Raw genomic sequence first — 16,445 nt, 5'->3', positions numbered from 1 at the left:
GGCCTGACCGCGCCGCGCCCCGGCGCGTCAGCGCCCAAAAGAACTCACCGCAGAAGGGCGCAGAAGCGTCCGCGCCTGCTGCGCCTTCTGCGTGATTCTGCGGTTTCAATGACAGCGCCTACGGCGCCCCCGCCACCATGCCCACGAGCCTACAGCGTCCCCACCCGGTTCACCGCGTCCAGCCAGCGGGCGTAGGCGCGTTCGCGCGGGTCGGGCGCCATGAGCGGGCGGTAGGACTCGGTCGCCGGCCGGGACGCGGCGGCCTCTTCCATGTCGCGATAGACCCCGGCGCCCAGGCCGGCGAACAGGGCCGCGCCCAGGGCGGTGGTCTCCTGGTAGGTCGCCCGGCACACGCCGATGCCGGTCAGGTCGGCCAGCCGCTGGCTGAACCACGGGCTCTTCGACATCCCCCCGTCGATCCGCAGCTCCACCTGGCCCTTGAAGGCCTGGGGCGCGTCGGCCCGCATGGCCTCGATCAGGTCGCGGGTCTGCAGGGCGCAGGCGTCGAAGGCGGCCCGCGCGATCTCGGGCCGGCCGGCGTCGCGGGTCAGGCCGAAGATGGCCCCGCGGGCGTTGGCGTCCCACCAGGGCGCCCCCAGGCCCGTGAAGGCCGGCACCAGCACCACGGGCAGGTCGTCGCGCGCGCCCATGGCCAGCGCCTCGGCCGCTTGCGGCCCGCCCTCGATCCCCAGGCCCTCGCCCAGCCACTGGATCGCCGCCCCGGCGATGAAGATCGCGCCCTCCAGCGCATAGGTGGTCCGCCCCGCCACCCGGGCCGCCACCGTGGTCAGCAGCCGCGCGCCGGAGACGGGCGCCGCCTCGCCGGTGTTGATCAGCATGAAGCAGCCGGTGCCGTAGGTGGCCTTCATCTCGCCCGGCCGGATGCAGCCCTGCCCCATCAGCGCCGCCTGCTGGTCGCCGGCCACGCCGCGGATGGGGATCGCCCGGCCGAGGATCGCAGCGTCCGTCTCCCCGAAGTCGCCCGCGCAGTCGCGCACCTCGGGAAGCAGGTCCAGCGGAACCCCCAGCATCCCGCCCATCTCGGCCGACCATGCGCCGGCGCGGATGTCGTAGAGCAGGGTGCGCGAGGCGTTGGTGGCGTCAGTGGCGTGGACCTTGCCGCCGGTCAGCTTCCAGATCACCCAGGTGTCGATGGTCCCGGCCAGCAGCGCGCCGGCCGCCGCGGCCTCCCGCGCCCCGGCCACGTGGTCCAAGAGCCAGGCCAGCTTGGTCCCGGAGAAGTAGGGGTCGAGCAGGAGGCCGGTGATCTCGGTCGCGCGCCGCTCGTGGCCCGCATCCCTCAGGCGGACGCACATGGCCTCCGTGCGCCGGTCCTGCCAGACGATGGCCTTGTGGATCGGCCGGCCGGTCGCCTTCTCCCAGACCACCAGGGTCTCGCGCTGGTTGGTGATCCCGATGGCGGCGATCTCGGCCAGGGTGCGCCCCGCCTTCTCGACCGCCGCCTTCAGCACCTCGACCGAGGCCGCGAAGATCTCGTCCGCGTCGTGCTCGACCCAGCCGTCCTGCGGATAGTGCTGCTGCAGCGGGACGCCGGCCTCGGCCAGCGGCCGGCCATCGGCGGCGAAGACGATCGCGCGCGTCGAGGTCGTGCCCTGGTCCAGGGCCAGGATCAGCGGTTGGTCCATGGCTGCGTTTCCTCCCCGCCCGCGTTAAGGCTTAAGCATGTCTTCACTCGGCAAGCGCAGAGTCGGATATAGCCGAGTTCGTACTGTAGAAATGGGAGACCGGCGCTTGAGCCTCGCGATGAGCAGCGAAAGCCTGCTCGATCTCGCAAAGAGCCGCCAGCCGGCGGACCGGGAACGCCTGCTCCTGGCGATCGCGGACCTGTGCGATTCCCCCTTCGCCGGCGAGGCGATGAAAAGCACGGGCATCCAGGCCCTGCTCTCCTCGATCTTCATGAGCCTGGTGGTCGAAGCCGAGCGCGAGATCCGCCACCGCCTGTCCCAGAAGCTGGCTGCCGCCGACTGGGCGCCGAACGCCCTGGTCAACGTCCTGGCGCTGGACGACATCGAGATCGCCCGCCCGATCATCTCCCAGAGCCCGGTGCTGAAGGACCTCGACCTCGTGCGCCTGCTGGTCGAGGCCACCATCGAGCACCAGATCGAGGTCGCCCGCCGGCCGCGCCTGTCCGGCGCCGTGGTCTCGGCGATCCTGCAGCAGGCCGAGCCCGCCGTCCTGACCGCCCTGGCCGGCAACCCCACCGCCGAGCTGTCGCCCGCCGACATGGAAGAGCTGGTGGAGGCCTCGCGCCAGATCGCCGCCCTGCGCACCCCGCTCTCCCAGCATCCCAAGCTCACCGGCCAGCTCGCCAAGCGCCTCTACCTCTGGGTCGGCCTGGCGCTGCGCCAGGGGCTGGCCGAACGCTTCCGCCTGGACGTCACCGTGCTGGACGAGGCCCTGGCCGCCTCGATGAGCGAAGCCCAGCACGGGCTCTCGCACGACGCCCTGCCCCGCTTGGCGCGCGAGGGCGAGCGCGAGGCGATGGAGCAGCGGCTGATCGACAAGCTGCATTCGGCGGGCCAGCTTCGCCCCGGCTACCTGATCCGGGCGCTGCGCGAGGGGCGGCTTGGCCTCTTCTCCGCCGCCCTGGCGGTCCTCGGCCGGTTCGACGCCAACCATGTGCAGGCGACGCTGGATTCGGACCGCCCCGAGCTGCTGGCTCTGGCCTGCGCCGCCGTGGGCATCGACCGCAGCGTCTTCCCCGACATCCTGGAGATGACGCGCAAGCTCAACGACGGCCGCCCGGGCGGCGGGGCCGAAGGCGCGCGCAAGGCGTCCGTGGCCTTCGCCCCCGTCTCAGCCGAGGTGGCCGGCGCGGCCTTCCGCCAGGCCGCCCGCGCACTGTCACACGCCTGACTCGAACCGTTGTTTGACAGCGGCGGGAGCTTCAGCGTCTCTAGCGGCCGATGAAAAAGTCGTTCGTCACCCGCCTCACCTTCGTCGCCAGCAACCGGCCGGAGGCCCTGGAATCGCGGGACCGGCTGATCGCCCGCTACGGCGACGCGGGCCTGGAAGACGCGCAGGTGATCGTCGCCCTTGGGGGTGACGGCTTCATGCTCGAGACCGTCCACGAGCTGATGCATTCCAGCAAGCCGATCTACGGCATGAACCGCGGCTCGGTCGGCTTCCTGATGAACGAATTCTCGGAGGACGACCTGCTGGGGCGCATCAACGCCGCCGAGCATGCGGAAATCCACCCGCTGCGCATGCAGGCCGTGGACGTCGACGGCAAGACGCACGAGGCCCTCGCCTTCAACGAGGTCAGCCTGCTGCGCACCACGCGCCAGGCGGCCAAGCTGCGCATCTCCGTCGACGGCAAGGTGCGGCTGTCCGAGCTGATCTGCGACGGCGCCCTGATCTCCACGCCCATGGGCTCGACCGCCTACAACCTCTCGGCCCACGGGCCGATCATCCCCCTCGACGCCAAGATCCTGGCCCTGACGCCGATCAGCGCCTTCCGCCCTCGCCGCTGGCGGGGCGCCCTGCTCTCGCACACCGCCCGGCTTCGGTTGGAGGTGCTGGAGGCCGCCAAGCGCCCGGTCAGCGCCGTGGCCGACAATTTCGAGGCCCCCAACGTGATCGAGGTCTACATCGCCGAGGATCGCGACGTGTCGCTGGTCATGCTGTTCGACGCCGGCCGGAGCCTCGAAGAGCGCGTCCTGGCGGAACAGTTCTCGGTCTGAACGGCCCCGCCGACACCGCTCATTAACGGGTTCACCTTACCCTCGCCGGGCGATCGTTCGGGAGAGTCACGTGAGCGAACCCAAGTCCGGCCAGATGATCCAGGCCCCCAGCGCCCTTCGCCTGAAGGTCGGCGGCGGACGGCTCGGCGCCATCGATCCGGCCGCGATCGCCAAGGCCGAAGCCGCCCTGAAGAGCCTCTCCGGCAACTTCACCCAGTGGCTGAACGACGAGATCACCAAGCTCGAAGGCGCCCGCCAGACCGTGCGGACCGAAGGCGCCACGCCCGAGAACATGGAAAGCCTCTACCTGCGCGCCCACGACCTGAAGGGCCTGGGCGCCACCTACGGCTTCCCGCTGATCACCCGCATCGCCGGCCTGCTCTGCCGGCTGATCGACGACAAGGCCAAGCGCCTGCAGGCCCCGGTCGCCCTGATCGACGCGCACATCGACGCCATCAAGGCCGCCGCCCGCGACGAGATCAAGACCGAGGAACACCCGGTCGGCAAGATCCTGGTCCAGGAACTGGAAAGCCGGATCAGCGCCTTCGGCGCCTGAGGCCCGGCTAGACCTTCATCGCCAGGGCGACCCGGTCCATGGGCTCGGCGACCTCGCCGTAGCCGGCGTCCGGCGGCAGGACCAGGTAGCGTCCGTCGTCCCGCACCTCCACCTTCGGCAGCACGGTCACCAGCGTCCTGGCGCTGGCGCGCGCGACGCAGTCCTCCGCGCTCGACGCCTCCGCCAGAAGCTGCACGTTCATCCGGGTCGGGAAGATCACCGTCCGCTCGCCGGCGTCGGCCAGCCGCAGGATTTCCGCCGGCGCGATCCACTCCGCATCCACCGCCTCGCGCCCATCGGCCGCCGCCACCTGGTCCGCCGGCGCGCGGACGGCGTAGAACCAGGTGTCGAACCGCTTGGGCATCATGACGGGGGTGATCCAGCGGGCGAAGACGGTCAGGGCGTCCAGCCGCAGCCGCACGCCCAGCTCGCGCACGACGTCGATGAATGGCGTCTGGCCATGGTCCACGGCCGACCGCACCTCGGGATCGCAGACCTCGGCGAAGTCGGAGCCGTCGAGCCCCTCGGCGATCAGGATGCCGGCCTCCTCGTAGGCCTCGCGGATCGCCCCGATGCGCAGGCCCCGCTGCTCGCCATCGAAGGCGCCCCAGCCGATGCAATGCTCCGCCCAGGCGGGGTCCTCGTCGCCCGGGTGCGACTTGCCGCCGGGAAACACCAAGGCGCCCGAGGCGAAGTCGATCTGGTGATGGCGTTTGACCATCAGGACCTGGAACTGCGGCTCGTCGCGGAGCAGCAGGATGGTGGCCGACGGTTTGGCTTCGGCCGGTTCCCGGGCGGGGGTTTCGCTCATGGGTTCAGCTTGGGCCGCGGGTTCGGGGCGCGCAAGATTGCCCCAGCGGCAGCCGCTAGGCGATGAGGAGCACGTCGTCTTCCGAGGTCGGCGCCGGCGCCGACTCCCCGCGGTCCATGCGCGACAGCAGGTAGTCCACGTCCTCGCGCGAGGCCTGCTCGGGCTGGGTCATGAACCGCTGCAGCATCCGCTCTTGGAACCGCTCCTGGTCCCGGGCCCCGCCGTCGAACTCCATCGAGTGGAACGTGTCCACCGCCGCCCGGAACGCCGGGAACAGCCGCGCCGGCAGCCCGGCCCGCTCGTAGATGGCGCGCAGGCCCAGGGGCCCGGCGTCGTGGATCATCAGCCAGGTGCGGTGGTGCGGCACGCCCGCCAGCTCCGCGACGCCCCACTCGAAGAAGGTCATGTGCCCGTTGGCCAGGGCGCGCAGCAGCAGCGAGGCGGTCAGGCGCCCCTCGGCGTTGAGATGCGTCACCAGTCCGCGGACGTCCGCGGTCTTGCCCGCCTGGTCCACCAGATCGACGGTCGCGCGTTCGGCCGCGCCGGTGACGATCTCCAGCGCCGTCTCGGCCGTCACCGCATGGTGGACGATCAGGTGGTCGCGCACCTTCTCGCTGACCAGCGAGATCAGCCGCTCGGTCACAGAGAGCGGCAGGACATTGCGATAGGCCACCGCCGCCAGCACCCGCTCCGAGACCTGGAACCGGTCGACGACGCGCTGGAGGCCACTCTCGCCAAAGTCGGCGCCGGGGTTGGCGCAGGCCGTCGCCACGGCGCGCTCGCCCCCGTGCTCGGCCAGGCTGTCGGTCACCTTCCGCGAAAGCTGCGGCCGTTTGGCGATCGCGGTCTGGCGCACGGGCCCGCCCAGGCGGACGATCTCGGCCAGGTCGGCGTCGGTGAAGGCGGGCGAGAACGCCAGCAGCGGCAGGCAGACGCTCTCCACGTCCCGCGACAGCTTCACCGCCACGTCGCGCGGCACCACCGGAGAGGCCTTCAGGGTTTCGGCGATCGCCTTGCGCACCAGCTCGGCGGCGTCGGCGGCCATGACCCGCAGGATGTCGGCGGCCAGGGCCCGGTCCTCGTCCGACAGCGGAACGCGATCCATGGTGCGGCAGAGCTTGCGCGCCGCCACGGCGCGTTCGTCCGGCGTCGCGCCCTTCACCAGCGTACGGATATCCTCATCCGTCAGCGCTGACCGCGTGGTCGCCATCCCCGTCTCTTATCCCCCGTCCGAAGCAGCTTCGGAGTCCCGCGATTCGAGATTTGCGCTGTGAAGCTTAACGATCGGTTGCCGATCGAATCTGTGGATTAAGGATTTCGCGTAACCCGGCGGGAACGGCTGGCGCCCGACCCTCTCGCCTCGCACGCGAAGGGATCTGCCCGTGGCCTCGACTCCGCACGCCGCGCCGACCCTCGGCCTCACCGCCGCCGCCCAGGGAATGCAGGCGCAGACGGCGCTTCTTCCCTATGCATTGCTGGCGTTTGGCGTCGGCCTGCCGATCTTCGCCTGGGTCGGCAGCCATGCGTCGAACGCCCCCTGGATGGGCGCCTGCCTGATCGCCTTCGCCATCGGCTGGGGCGTGTTCTACGGGGTTATGGACTGGTTGAAGCGGCCCGCTGCGGCGGATGTACGCAGGCGGGCCCGCGTCCATCTGGCGTGCAGCCTGACGTGGGCGCTGGCCATCGCGCAGATCGCCCTGTTCGCCCACTTCGCCGGCCCCGTGCGGGAGCTGCTCATGCTGCTCACCCTGGGCGCAGGAATGGTCTGCATCGTCTTCGCCACGCCCTGGCTGCCCAGCCTGCTGGTCGTGGCGCCCGTGGCGCTGGCGCCGCCGCTGGTCGGATTGTTCACGGGCGCCGACGGACAGCATTTGCCGCTGATCGCGCTGGCCGCCACGGCGATGGCGCTGGCCCTGGCTCTGCTCATCAACCGGATCCTTCGCACCCAGTTCGCCATGGCGGCCGAGCGCGAGGTGCTGATCGCCGAGCGAGCCGCGCAGGCCGAGGCCGCGCGCCGGCTGGCGCGCTCCAAGTCGGATCTGGTCTCCACGCTCTCGGACGAGATCCGTAACGGTCTGACCAGCGTGGCCCATGTCCTCGGCTCGGCCGCCGGCCGCGGGCGCGCGGCGCCGTCGCGCCAGCAGATCGTCGCGGCGCTGGATGCGGTCAACGATCTCCTGGCCGTGCTGGAGACCACCGTCGACGCCGAGAGCGCCGAAGCCGGCCGCCTTACCGTGGCGCCCAAGCCCATCGACCTGGCCGCCCTCGCTCACGACCTGATCCTGCTGAACCGCCCGGCCGCCGCGGCCAAGGGCCTGGAACTGGCGGTGCATGTCGACGGGCCGCTGGCCCAGTCGGAAGGCTGCGCCATCGCCGATCCCGCCCGCGCTCGGCAGGTGCTGGCCGCCCTGATCGGCAACGCGGTGAAGTTCACCCTGCGCGGCCGCGTCGAGGTCCGCCTTTCGGTGAGCGAGCGCCGGATCTTCGCGGCTGTGGCCGACACCGGCCCCGGTCTGACGAACGACGAGCTGGCCGCCGCGCTCCGCCCCTTCGAGCGCGTGGCGCGCACCAGCGCCGGCAGTTCGGGCGCCGGGCTGGGGCTGCCGCTGGCCGCCCAGCTTGCCCGGCTGATGGGCGGCGACCTGCAGGCGGAGAGCGCGCCCGGCGTCGGAAGCTGCTTCACGCTGGAGCTGCCGTTCGATCCCACCGCGCGGCGGGGCGTCGCCGAGGCCGCGCTTTCGCCCGCGCCGGAGACTCCGGGTCGCCGGCTACGCGTCCTGACCGTCGAGACCGACGCGCGCGCCGCCGCCATGCTTCGCGCCAGCCTGGAGCAGCTGGGGCACCAGGTCGTCCACGCCGCGGACGGGACCCGCGCCGTCGGGCTGGCCCGCATCTGCGACCTGGACCTCGTCGTCGCCGACGATCCCGACACCATCGCCGCGCTGAGGGGCCTGGCGGGCGCAGCGGCGCACACGCCGGTGATCGCCCTCACCACGGGGGACCCTGAAGCTTCCGAGGCCGCGCTGGCCGCCGGCGCCGACGCATTGCTCCGCCGGCCGGTCGCCGTGCCCGCGGCGGCCCGAGCCATCGCCACAGCCCTCGCGGCCAGCGCACCCGCCAACGATCGCGCCCGGGTGGCATAGGCGCCGCACGGTCACCTCCGCTACGGTGCCCTCAACATCGGAGGGTCCGCGTGCTGCTCGAAGGTCTGAAGGTCGTCGATTTCTCCGCCTACATCGCCGGTCCCGGCGCCGCGGGCATCCTGGCTGACTGGGGCGCCTCGGTCATCAAGGTCGAACGGCCCGGCGGCGACAGCATGCGACACGTCTTCCAGGACCTGGCGAACGACCTCGGCTCGAACCCGACCTTCGACCTCGACAACCGGGGCAAGCGGGGCGTGGTCCTGGACATTTCCAAGCCGGCCGGGCGCGACGCCCTGGCGAGGCTGGCGGCCGAGGCGGACGTCTTCCTCACCAACGTGCGGCCGGTGTCGCTGAAACGGAACGGCCTCGACGACGAGACTCTGCGCAAGGCCAACCCGCGCCTGGTCTATGCGGTGATCACGGGCTATGGGCTCGAGGGGCCGGACGCCCACCTGCCGGGCTTCGACGTCACGGCCTTCTGGGCCCGCTCGGGCATCGGCTACATGACCGCGCCCAAGGGCGCCGAACCGTTCCTGCGGACCTCCGGCGTCGGCGACCATACGACGTCGCTGGCCACGGTCTCGGCGATCCTGGCCGCGCTCTACGAGCGCGAGCGGACGGGCCAGGGGCGCCTCGTCCAGACCTCGCTGCTGGCGTCCGGCGTCTATCTCATGGGCTCGGACATGGCCGTGCAGCTCAAGCTGGGACGTGTCGCGTCGGGCCGGCCCCGGAACAATCCCATCAACGCCATCGCCAACTACTACCACAGCGCCGAAGGCCGCTGGTTCGTGCACAATCCGCGCGGCTCCAGCGGCGGGTGGGAGCAGTTCGCCGAGGCGGCAGGCCGGCCCGACCTGGTCACCGACGCGCGGTTCGCCACCGGCAAGGCGCGCCGCCAGAACGCCGCGGCGCTCGCCGCCGAGTTGGACAAGGGCTTCGCCGCCCTGCCCTTCGACGAGATCGCCCGCCGGCTCGATGCGGCCGACCTGGTCTGGGCCCCGATGCAGACGCCGGCCGAAGTGGCCGCCGATCCGCAGATCGCCGCCGCCGGCGCCTTCGTGGAGATCGAGGACGGCCAGGGCGGGACCTACCGATCGCCCGCTGCGCCGGCGCGTTTTCCGGGCGCCGACGCCGATCGGCGGCCGCCCGCGCCGAAGCTGGGCGAGCACACTCGCGAAGTGCTCGCCGAACTGGGCTACGGCCCCTCGGAAATCGAAACGATGTTCGTCGACGGCGCGGCAGCCTGAATCGGCTCCGTGACGGACAGCGTTGATTCAGGTCAAGGTCGCCCCGTCGCCCGCACCCGACTGAGACCCATGTCCTGGTCCCGCCGCCTGATGTTCGTATTGTCCCTGGAGGGATTGCTGGACGGCCGCCTCGGCTGGCCGGGTAGCCTGGTGGCGCGCTACGGCGTCACGGTCCTCGCCGTCGCGCTCGCCACCCTGGCCCGCGTATGGCTGAACCCCTGGATCTCCAGCGCGCAGTTCATCACCTTCTTCCCCGCCGTGCTGATCGCCACCTTGCTGGCGGGAACCATGCCCGGCCTGCTGTCGGTGCTGCTGTCCGCCGCGGCCTCCTGGTTCGTGGTCGGCGCGGCGGACCTGCCGGGCTACAACGCCAGCGCCCTGATCCTCTTCGTGCCCGTGGCGATCATGGACGTCGCCGCGATCTCGGGGCTCCTCGCGGCCTATTCGGGGTCCAGGACGGCGCTGGCGCGCGTCGGCGAACTGAACGCGAGCCTCAGCCGGAGCGAGGCGCGGTTCCGGGACGTCGTCGAAGCGGCGCCCGACGCCATGATCACCGCCGACCGGGACCAGCGCATCGTCCTGGTCAACGCCGAGGCCGAGCGCCTCTTTCGGTACGAGCGCTCCGAACTCCTCGGCCAGCCGCTGACCCGGCTCATGCCCCACCGGTTCCATGCCTTCCACGGCGCGCGGGTCGCCGATTTCGCCGGCGACCAGGGTCCCAGGCGGATGGGCGACGGCGCGGACCTGTTCGGCCTTCGCCGGGACGGGACCGAGTTTCCCGTCGAGACCAACCTCAGCGTCCTGCGGGGCGACGGCGAGGACCTGATCTGCAGCGTCGTCCGCGACCTGACCTTCCGCAAGGCGACGCAGGAGCGCCAGACCCTGTTGATCCGGGAGCTGAACCACCGCGTGAAGAACACCCTGGCCAGCGTTCAGTCGATCGCCCACCAGACCTTCAGGTCCACGGGTGACCCGGCCGCCTTTTCCGAGGCGCTCGAGGCCCGGCTGATCGCCCTGTCCCAGAGCCACGATGTGCTCACCCGCAACGACTGGGCCGGGGCCAGCGTGGCCGACATCGTGGCCGAGCAGCTTTCGCCCTACGACCGGGGCCCCCGTCCGCCCTATACGCTGGAGGGGCCCGAGGTGACGCTCGGTCCGAACCGCGCCGTCACCCTCGGGATGGCCCTTGGCGAACTGGCGACCAACGCGGCCAAGTTCGGGGCCCTGGCGGGGGCGGGCACGGTCCACGTCGCATGGGAACGCCGCAGCGAAGGCGGCGAGACCTGGCTGCGGCTGACGTGGCGGGAACGGGGCGGGCCGCCGGTCACGCCGCCGGCCCACCGGGGTTTCGGCACGCGGCTGATCGAGCGCAGCCTCGCCGGCGGTCTGCGGGGGACTGCGAGGCTCGAGTTCGGCGCGGAGGGCGTGACCTGCGTGATGGATTTCCCGCTGCTGGCCGGTGAAGCATGACCGCGCCCTCATCCCTGACGGGCCGCCGCATCCTGGTCGTCGAGGACGAGCCGCTGCTGGCGATGATGATCGAGGACCTTCTGAGCGACATCGGCTGCGTGGTGGCCGGCCCCGCCTCGCACCTCGCCGCCGGCCTGGCGCTCGCGTCGGAGGCCGAGCTGGACGGCGCGCTGCTGGACGTCAACCTGGGAAGCGAGGCCGTATATCCGGTGGCCGACACGCTGCGCCGCCGCGGCGTGCCCTTCGTCTTCGTGACCGGCTACGGGCGCCATGGCCTGGATACGCCCTACGCCACGCACCCGACCATTCAGAAGCCGTTCAAGCCGTCCACCTTCGGACGCGACGTGATGCGCGCGCTCGCCGAGGCCGCCGCGCTCGCGCAGGACTAAGCGCCGGACCTAGCTGTCGCGGCTGTCGGAGAGGACCTTGAGCATCTCGCTGGTGAACAGCGAGCCGGTGAGCCGGCTACCGACACCGGCCTGGTCGGCGGGCTGCGAGCCGCGCAGGATCATGGCCACCAGAGCGTCCTGTTCGCGCTCCCGCGCCGCGCGGCGGGTCGAGGCATACTGGATGAAGCCGCCGTCCACGGGGTCGGCGGCCGGCGCCGGCCGGTCGACAGCCTGGACGCTCCCGCCGCCGCTGCGGGTCAGGTTCGCATAGACCTCGCCCACGGTGGCGGGCCGTCCCTCGCGATAGAAGATCGCCTTGTTGGCGCGCGCGGCGTCCGGAAACAGCGAGGCCGCCTTGGTCTCCGGCTGGCTCTCGGCCGCCCGGATGAGCTTGGCCGAGCCGGCGGGGCCCAGGAAGTGCGCCACATAGAGCTCGCCCGAGGTGGGCGCCCGGCCAACGCGGCCCTTCAGGTAGGCGGCGTGGTCCGCCGTCATCTCGCCGGCCATCAGGGAGGCGGCGTGCGGGTCCAGCTTCAGGTCCATGACCGCCCGGCGCGCCTCGCCGTCGGCGACCCGGTAGCGACCGTCCGAACCCTTGGTGATCAGGTCGGCGTAGCGGGCGTAGCCGTGCTTGGAGCCATGCTGCTTAAGCGTGGACAGCCAGGTCTGGTCGACGAACTGGAACAGGCCGGCCGCCGACGAGGTCGAGGCCCGGGCGCGCGGGTTGAAGCTGCTCTCGCGGCCTGCGGTCTTCATCAGGAATCCGAAATCGACCCCCGTCGCCTGGGAGGCGCGCTGGATCGCAGCTTCGACGATGCCCCGGATTCCCTGGACGGCCATGCGTCAGTGGTCGCCGATCATGGTTAACACCCGGCTAACCTTGTTCCGGAGGCCGTTCAGATCGCCGGACGCCTTGCCATATTACTGCTGTAATTGCCTCATGAACTACGCTTGTAATCCACCACGGAGCAAGCGATGGTCATCCGCCAGCCCACCCCCTTCGATTTCGTCGCGCCCCGGCGGCGCATGTCGCGCACCACCAGCCTGGTCATCGCCGGCTCCCTCGGCCTCCACGCGCTGATCGCGGCCTATCTCGCCATGATGCAGTTCGCGCCGCCCAAGGCGCAGCCGGTCGAAGACGCCCCGCCGATCGTCGTCGACATCGGCCCCTTGCCGAAGAAGCCGCCGCCACCCTCGCCGCAGACGCCGCCCAAGCGCGTCGTCTCGCCCCGCCCACCGGTGATCACCAGCGTGCCGATACCGGTCGCGCCGACGCCGCTGGAACCCGTCGTTGAGCCCGCGCCGACGCCCGGGCCGGTCAGCGTAGAGCCGCCCACGCCGATCACGCCGCCGGCGGCCGATCCGGTGATCCGCAACCCGACCTGGCTCCGCAAGCCGGACAGCTCCGACATGGCCCGGTTCTACCCGGACCGCGCGGTGCGGATGGAGGTGGAGGGCCGCGCGGTCATCGCCTGCCAGGTGACCGACGCCGGCGCCGTCTCCGCCTGCCGCGTGACCTCGGAGACGCCAGCCGACATGGGCTTCGGCACGGCGGCGCTCAAGCTCGCCAGGTACTTCCGCATGAGCCCTCAGACCATCGACGGCCGCGCGGTGGGCGGGGCCCAGGTCTCGATCCCCATCGCCTTCCGGCTCCCGGGTTAGGCGCGCGCGCCGGGCCTGCCTAGTAGCTTTTCGGCAGGCCCAGGACGCGTTCGGCGATGTAGTTCAGGATCATCTCGCGGCTGACCGGCGCGATGCGGGCGATCATGGACTCGCGGAAGTAGCGCTCCACGTCGAACTCCTTGGCATAGCCCATGCCCCCGTGCGCCAGCACCGCCGCCTCGCAGGCGCGGAACCCGGCCTCGCCGCCCAGGTACTTGGCCGCGTTCGCCTCGGCGCCGCAGTCGCGGCCGGCGTCATGCAGGGCCGCGGCCTTGAAGGCCATCAGGTTCGCCGCCTCCAGCTCGGCCCACGCCTTGGCCAGCGGATGCGCCACGCCCTGGTTCTGGCCGATGGGCCGGCCGAACACGATTCGCTCCTTGGCGTAGGCCGCCGCCCGCTTCAGCGCCGCGCGGCCCAGGCCCACCGCCTCCGCGCCGATCAGAACCCGCTCCGGATTCAGTCCCTCCAGCAGATAGTGGAAGCCGCGCCCCTCTTCGCCCACGAGGTCCTCGGCCGGCACGTGCAGGTCGTCGATGAAGACGGCGTTCGATTCCACCGCCTTGCGGCCCATCTTCGGGATCGGCGTGGCCGAGATCCGGCTGCGGTCGAAGTCGGTGTAGAACAGCGACAGCCCCTCGGTGGGCCGCCGGACCTCTTCCTTGGGCGTCGTGCGGGCGATGATCAGGACCTTGTTCGCCCGCTGGGCGTTGGTGGTCCACATTTTGCGGCCGCGGATGACGTAGCCTTCGTTGGTGCGCACCGCCCGCGTCGAAAGGCTGGTGGTGTCGAGGCCGGCATCGGGCTCGGTGACCGCGAAGCACATCTTGTCCTGGCCCGAGATCAGCCGCGGGATATGCGTCCGCTTCTGTTCGTCGCTGCCGAACTTCACCACCGGCATGGGACCGAAGATGTTCAGGTGCATGGCGCTGGCCCCCGAGAAGCCCGCGCCGCTCTCGGCCACGGCCTGCATGACGATCGCCGCCTCGGTGAGGCCCAGGCCCGAGCCGCCCAGGTCGGCCGGCATCGCCGCCCCCAGCCAGCCCGCCTCGACCATGGCCGTCACAAAGGCCTCGGGGAACTCCCCGGTCTCGTCGGTGCGGCGCCAGTAGGCGGCGTCGAACCGCTCGCAGAGCCGGACCACCGCATCTCGGATGGCCTGCTGCTCGTCGGAGAGCCAGAACCCGCTCATCGTCACCCCCGAAAGCGCGCCGGATCCAGCCGCGCGGCGAATGAACCGGCGTCACGTCCCGTCACGCAAGCCGCGATCGTCTGCGCGACCAGCGGCGCCAGCAGCCAGCCGTTGCGGCGAGGGCCCACCGCAAGCATCACGCCCGGCGCGCTGCCGGGGCCGACCATCGGCAGCCCGTCCGGCGTCGCCGCCCGCACGCCGGCCGCCATCTGGATCGGCGCGCCGCGAAGCGTGGGAAAGAGCCGCAGACCGGCGACCAGCAGCGGCGCGGCCTTGTCCGCCTCCACCGCCACGTCCGAGCGGCCGAACTCCATCGTCGCCCCGAACGCCATGCCCGACCCCGGCGCGGCGTAGATCCCCTCGCCCCGCACGGTCGCCCCAAGCACGTCCGCCGCCACGCGGACGATGTGCCCCTTGACCGGAGACAGCGTCGCAAGCTCCGGCGCGAGTTCGGCGAGGTCCGCCGCCACGCCGGTGGCGATCACCAGCACGTCCGCCTCGCCCCGCTCGCGAACGATCCGGCGGTCGAAGCCGACGCCCGCGGCGGCGGCGGCGGCGGCGAGCGCACCCATCGCCGTGGGCGCATCCACGCGCCAGTCCTCGCGGGTGAGCAGCGCCCGGTCGAAGGCCTCGGCAAGGCCCGGGCACAGGCCGCGCGCAGTATCGCCGCCGATCTCGGTCGGCCGCATCTGCAGCGCGCCGAACGCGCCGGCGACCGTCTCCAGCCAGGGGTCGTCGCCCACCGCCAGGGCGCCGGTGCGATCGAGCCCGATCCCGGCCCGCTGCGCCAGTCCCGGCCAGAGGTCCCGCGACGCCATCAGGAGGTCGAGATGGGGCCGCGCGCCATCGTCCAGGGCCGCCTCGAACACCGGGGCGATCATCCCGGCGGCGATGCTCGAGGCGTTGGGCCCGCCGGGATCGGCGACGGTCACCGCACAGCCCGCATCCGCCAGCGCCAGGGCCGTCGTCAGGCCCAGCACGCCGGCGCCGGCGACGGTGACTCGGGGCGCGTTCGTCATGCGCCTAACCAGCCGCTGCCCACAAGAAAAGCAAGCCCCGGAACCTGCGCCGCCATGGCGGGTTCATTGCGCCGAACCAGTCCCACGGAGAGCCTCATGGCCACCGCCCAAACCTCGACTTCCAAGTCTGCGTCCTCATCGGGCGTCACCAAGTCCGGCCGCGCCTCGGCCCGTCCCGACGACGCCGTCAGCCTGTTGATGGCCGACCACCGCAAGGTGGAGGACCTCTTCAAGCAGTATGAAAAGGCCAAAAAGGACGAGACCAAGAAGCAGGCGATCTTCCAGCAGATCAGCACCGAGCTGAAAGTGCACACCCAGATCGAGGAGGAGATCTTCTACCCCGCCTCGCGCGAGTTCGTGGATGACGCGGAGATGGTCAATGAAGCCGAGGTCGAACACGCCTCGGCCAAGGACCTGATCGCCCAGCTCGACGGCATGGCCCCCTCCGATCCCTACTACGACGCCAAGGTGAAGGTGCTGCAGGAGATGATCGAGCACCACGTCGAGGAGGAAGAGACCGAGTACTTCCCCGAGTGCCGCGAGTCCGACATGGACCTGAAGGCCATCGGCGAGCAGCTCGAGGCCCGCAAGCTCGAACTGGCCGGCAAGACGCGCTGACCCGACGATGGCCGAAGCCCTCGATCCGGTCATTCCGGACGACGTCGAGCGCCTCGCCCAGGAGGTGCTGCAGGCCGCCTGCGACCGTGACCTGATGCTGGCCACGGCGGAGAGCTGCACCGGCGGCCTGCTCGCCTCGCTCCTCACCGACATCCCCGGCAAGAGCCACGCCTTCGAGCGCGGCTTCGTCACCTATTCAGACGACGCCAAGCACGAGTTGCTCGGCGTTCCCCGCGACGTTCTGGAATCCGACGGCGCGGTGTCCGAGGCCTGCGCGCGCGCCATGGCCGAGGGCGCCCTCGCCGCCTCGCGCGCCGATCTGGCGGTCTCCGTGACCGGCTTCTCCGAGGCCGGACCGGGCGCGCCCGCCGGCCTCGTGCACTTCGCATGCGCCACCCGCGGCGGGGTCACCTGCCACCGGCTGGAGCGCTTCGGCGACATCGGTCGGGCGGGCGTCCGGCTCGCCGCCCTGCGTGTCGCGCTCACGCTCCTGCGCGCCGGGCTGGGCGACGTGGCCAAGGCGGCCTGAACGGCCTTGCCCCCGGGTCCCCCGCCCGGTCCTGGCGTTCTTTTCGAGCGGCGGCGTATTGCGACGCCGATGCAAATGCGCAATTGAGGCGCACGCCGGAATAGATAG

At 71.5% G+C, this 16,445-nt stretch carries 16 protein-coding genes; 10 read left to right on the top strand and 6 right to left on the bottom strand.

The window, feature by feature from the left end; genetic code table 11:
* Positions 1-149: 149 nt before the first annotated feature.
* A complete protein-coding gene (gene glpK / locus AX721_RS04570; protein ID WP_068874841.1) occupies positions 150-1,646 on the bottom strand; it encodes a glycerol kinase GlpK in 1,497 nt (498 codons plus the stop codon).
* A 118-nt stretch (positions 1,647-1,764) separates the two neighbouring features.
* Between glpK and AX721_RS04565 the strand changes: the two genes are divergently transcribed.
* The 3 genes from AX721_RS04565 (at position 1,765) to AX721_RS04555 (ending at position 4,260) form a co-directional block, all read left to right on the top strand.
* Positions 1,765-2,877, top strand: coding sequence for a DUF2336 domain-containing protein (locus tag AX721_RS04565; protein ID WP_231733258.1), 1,113 nt, complete (start codon positions 1,765-1,767; stop codon positions 2,875-2,877).
* A gap of 50 nt (positions 2,878-2,927) precedes the next feature.
* Positions 2,928-3,704 carry an NAD kinase gene (locus AX721_RS04560; protein ID WP_068874839.1) on the top strand — a complete coding sequence of 259 codons (777 nt, stop codon included), beginning with the start codon at positions 2,928-2,930 and terminating at the stop codon, positions 3,702-3,704.
* A gap of 94 nt (positions 3,705-3,798) precedes the next feature.
* Entirely contained in the window at positions 3,799-4,260 is a 462-nt protein-coding gene (locus AX721_RS04555) for an Hpt domain-containing protein (protein ID WP_082765480.1), read from the top strand.
* A 7-nt stretch (positions 4,261-4,267) separates the two neighbouring features.
* Here the strand turns inward: AX721_RS04555 and AX721_RS04550 are convergent, their stop codons facing one another.
* Positions 4,268-5,071 carry an NUDIX domain-containing protein gene (locus tag AX721_RS04550; RefSeq protein ID WP_068874837.1) on the bottom strand — a complete coding sequence of 268 codons (804 nt, stop codon included), beginning with the start codon at positions 5,069-5,071 and terminating at the stop codon, positions 4,268-4,270.
* A 55-nt stretch (positions 5,072-5,126) separates the two neighbouring features.
* Positions 5,127-6,281: a DUF2336 domain-containing protein gene (locus tag AX721_RS04545; protein WP_068874836.1), complete on the bottom strand. Its 1,155-nt coding sequence runs from the start codon at positions 6,279-6,281 to the stop codon at positions 5,127-5,129.
* Between the two features lie 172 nt (positions 6,282-6,453).
* On the opposite strand from AX721_RS04545, the gene AX721_RS04540 reads away from it, so the two are divergent.
* The 4 genes from AX721_RS04540 (at position 6,454) to AX721_RS04525 (ending at position 11,320) form a co-directional block, all read left to right on the top strand.
* On the top strand, positions 6,454-8,214 hold the full coding sequence (locus AX721_RS04540; protein ID WP_369796626.1) for an ATP-binding protein: 1,761 nt from the start codon (positions 6,454-6,456) through the stop codon (positions 8,212-8,214).
* 50 nt (positions 8,215-8,264) lie between these two features.
* A complete protein-coding gene (locus AX721_RS04535; protein WP_156467010.1) occupies positions 8,265-9,461 on the top strand; it encodes a CaiB/BaiF CoA-transferase family protein in 1,197 nt (398 codons plus the stop codon).
* A 69-nt stretch (positions 9,462-9,530) separates the two neighbouring features.
* The gene (locus tag AX721_RS04530; RefSeq protein WP_068879194.1) at positions 9,531-10,931 is read left to right on the top strand and encodes a sensor histidine kinase; all 1,401 of its coding nucleotides are present in this window, start codon (positions 9,531-9,533) and stop codon (positions 10,929-10,931) included.
* Complete coding sequence (locus AX721_RS04525) at positions 10,928-11,320, top strand: response regulator (RefSeq protein WP_068874834.1); 393 nt, start codon at positions 10,928-10,930, stop codon at positions 11,318-11,320. Before AX721_RS04530 ends, AX721_RS04525 begins: the two co-directional genes overlap by 4 nt.
* A gap of 9 nt (positions 11,321-11,329) precedes the next feature.
* Here the strand turns inward: AX721_RS04525 and AX721_RS04520 are convergent, their stop codons facing one another.
* Positions 11,330-12,160, bottom strand: a complete 831-nt coding sequence (locus AX721_RS04520; RefSeq protein WP_068874833.1) for a transglycosylase SLT domain-containing protein — start codon at positions 12,158-12,160, stop codon at positions 11,330-11,332.
* 135 nt (positions 12,161-12,295) lie between these two features.
* On the opposite strand from AX721_RS04520, the gene AX721_RS04515 reads away from it, so the two are divergent.
* The gene (locus AX721_RS04515; protein ID WP_068874832.1) at positions 12,296-12,982 is read left to right on the top strand and encodes a TonB family protein; all 687 of its coding nucleotides are present in this window, start codon (positions 12,296-12,298) and stop codon (positions 12,980-12,982) included.
* Positions 12,983-13,001: 19 nt separating this feature from the next.
* On the opposite strand, the gene AX721_RS04510 is transcribed toward AX721_RS04515, so the two are convergent.
* Positions 13,002-14,171, bottom strand: coding sequence for an acyl-CoA dehydrogenase family protein (locus tag AX721_RS04510; RefSeq protein WP_068874831.1), 1,170 nt, complete (start codon positions 14,169-14,171; stop codon positions 13,002-13,004).
* Positions 14,172-14,173: 2 nt separating this feature from the next.
* Positions 14,174-15,190, bottom strand: a complete 1,017-nt coding sequence (locus tag AX721_RS04505; RefSeq protein ID WP_068874830.1) for an FAD-binding oxidoreductase — start codon at positions 15,188-15,190, stop codon at positions 14,174-14,176.
* Positions 15,191-15,286: 96 nt separating this feature from the next.
* Here AX721_RS04505 and AX721_RS04500 point away from each other — a divergent pair, with 96 nt between their 5' ends.
* Positions 15,287-15,808 (top strand): hemerythrin domain-containing protein, encoded by a 522-nt coding sequence (locus tag AX721_RS04500; RefSeq protein WP_068874829.1) that lies wholly within the window; start codon positions 15,287-15,289, stop codon positions 15,806-15,808.
* 7 nt (positions 15,809-15,815) lie between these two features.
* A complete protein-coding gene (locus tag AX721_RS04495; protein WP_068874828.1) occupies positions 15,816-16,337 on the top strand; it encodes a CinA family protein in 522 nt (173 codons plus the stop codon).
* Positions 16,338-16,445 lie beyond the last annotated feature (108 nt).

The sequence above is a fragment of the Phenylobacterium sp. CCH9-H3 genome, from assembly GCF_001557235.1.
GTDB lineage: Bacteria > Pseudomonadota > Alphaproteobacteria > Caulobacterales > Caulobacteraceae > Phenylobacterium.
Note: the sequence above shows the minus strand (reverse complement) of the source record. Positions and strands in the feature narration are given on the sequence as shown.

Coding starts and splice junctions, on each gene's coding strand:
- AX721_RS04565 (WP_231733258.1), top strand. CDS start 1,765: ATGAGCAGCGAAAGCCTGCTCGATCTCGCAAAGAGCCGCCAGCCGGCG.
- AX721_RS04500 (WP_068874829.1), top strand. CDS start 15,287: ATGGCCACCGCCCAAACCTCGACTTCCAAGTCTGCGTCCTCATCGGGC.
- AX721_RS04495 (WP_068874828.1), top strand. CDS start 15,816: ATGGCCGAAGCCCTCGATCCGGTCATTCCGGACGACGTCGAGCGCCTC.
- AX721_RS04515 (WP_068874832.1), top strand. CDS start 12,296: ATGGTCATCCGCCAGCCCACCCCCTTCGATTTCGTCGCGCCCCGGCGG.
- glpK (WP_068874841.1), bottom strand. CDS start 1,646: ATGGACCAACCGCTGATCCTGGCCCTGGACCAGGGCACGACCTCGACG.
- AX721_RS04520 (WP_068874833.1), bottom strand. CDS start 12,160: ATGGCCGTCCAGGGAATCCGGGGCATCGTCGAAGCTGCGATCCAGCGC.
- AX721_RS04510 (WP_068874831.1), bottom strand. CDS start 14,171: ATGAGCGGGTTCTGGCTCTCCGACGAGCAGCAGGCCATCCGAGATGCG.
- AX721_RS04505 (WP_068874830.1), bottom strand. CDS start 15,190: ATGACGAACGCGCCCCGAGTCACCGTCGCCGGCGCCGGCGTGCTGGGC.
- AX721_RS04525 (WP_068874834.1), top strand. CDS start 10,928: ATGACCGCGCCCTCATCCCTGACGGGCCGCCGCATCCTGGTCGTCGAG.
- AX721_RS04550 (WP_068874837.1), bottom strand. CDS start 5,071: ATGAGCGAAACCCCCGCCCGGGAACCGGCCGAAGCCAAACCGTCGGCC.
- AX721_RS04530 (WP_068879194.1), top strand. CDS start 9,531: ATGTCCTGGTCCCGCCGCCTGATGTTCGTATTGTCCCTGGAGGGATTG.
- AX721_RS04555 (WP_082765480.1), top strand. CDS start 3,799: ATGATCCAGGCCCCCAGCGCCCTTCGCCTGAAGGTCGGCGGCGGACGG.
- AX721_RS04560 (WP_068874839.1), top strand. CDS start 2,928: ATGAAAAAGTCGTTCGTCACCCGCCTCACCTTCGTCGCCAGCAACCGG.
- AX721_RS04545 (WP_068874836.1), bottom strand. CDS start 6,281: ATGGCGACCACGCGGTCAGCGCTGACGGATGAGGATATCCGTACGCTG.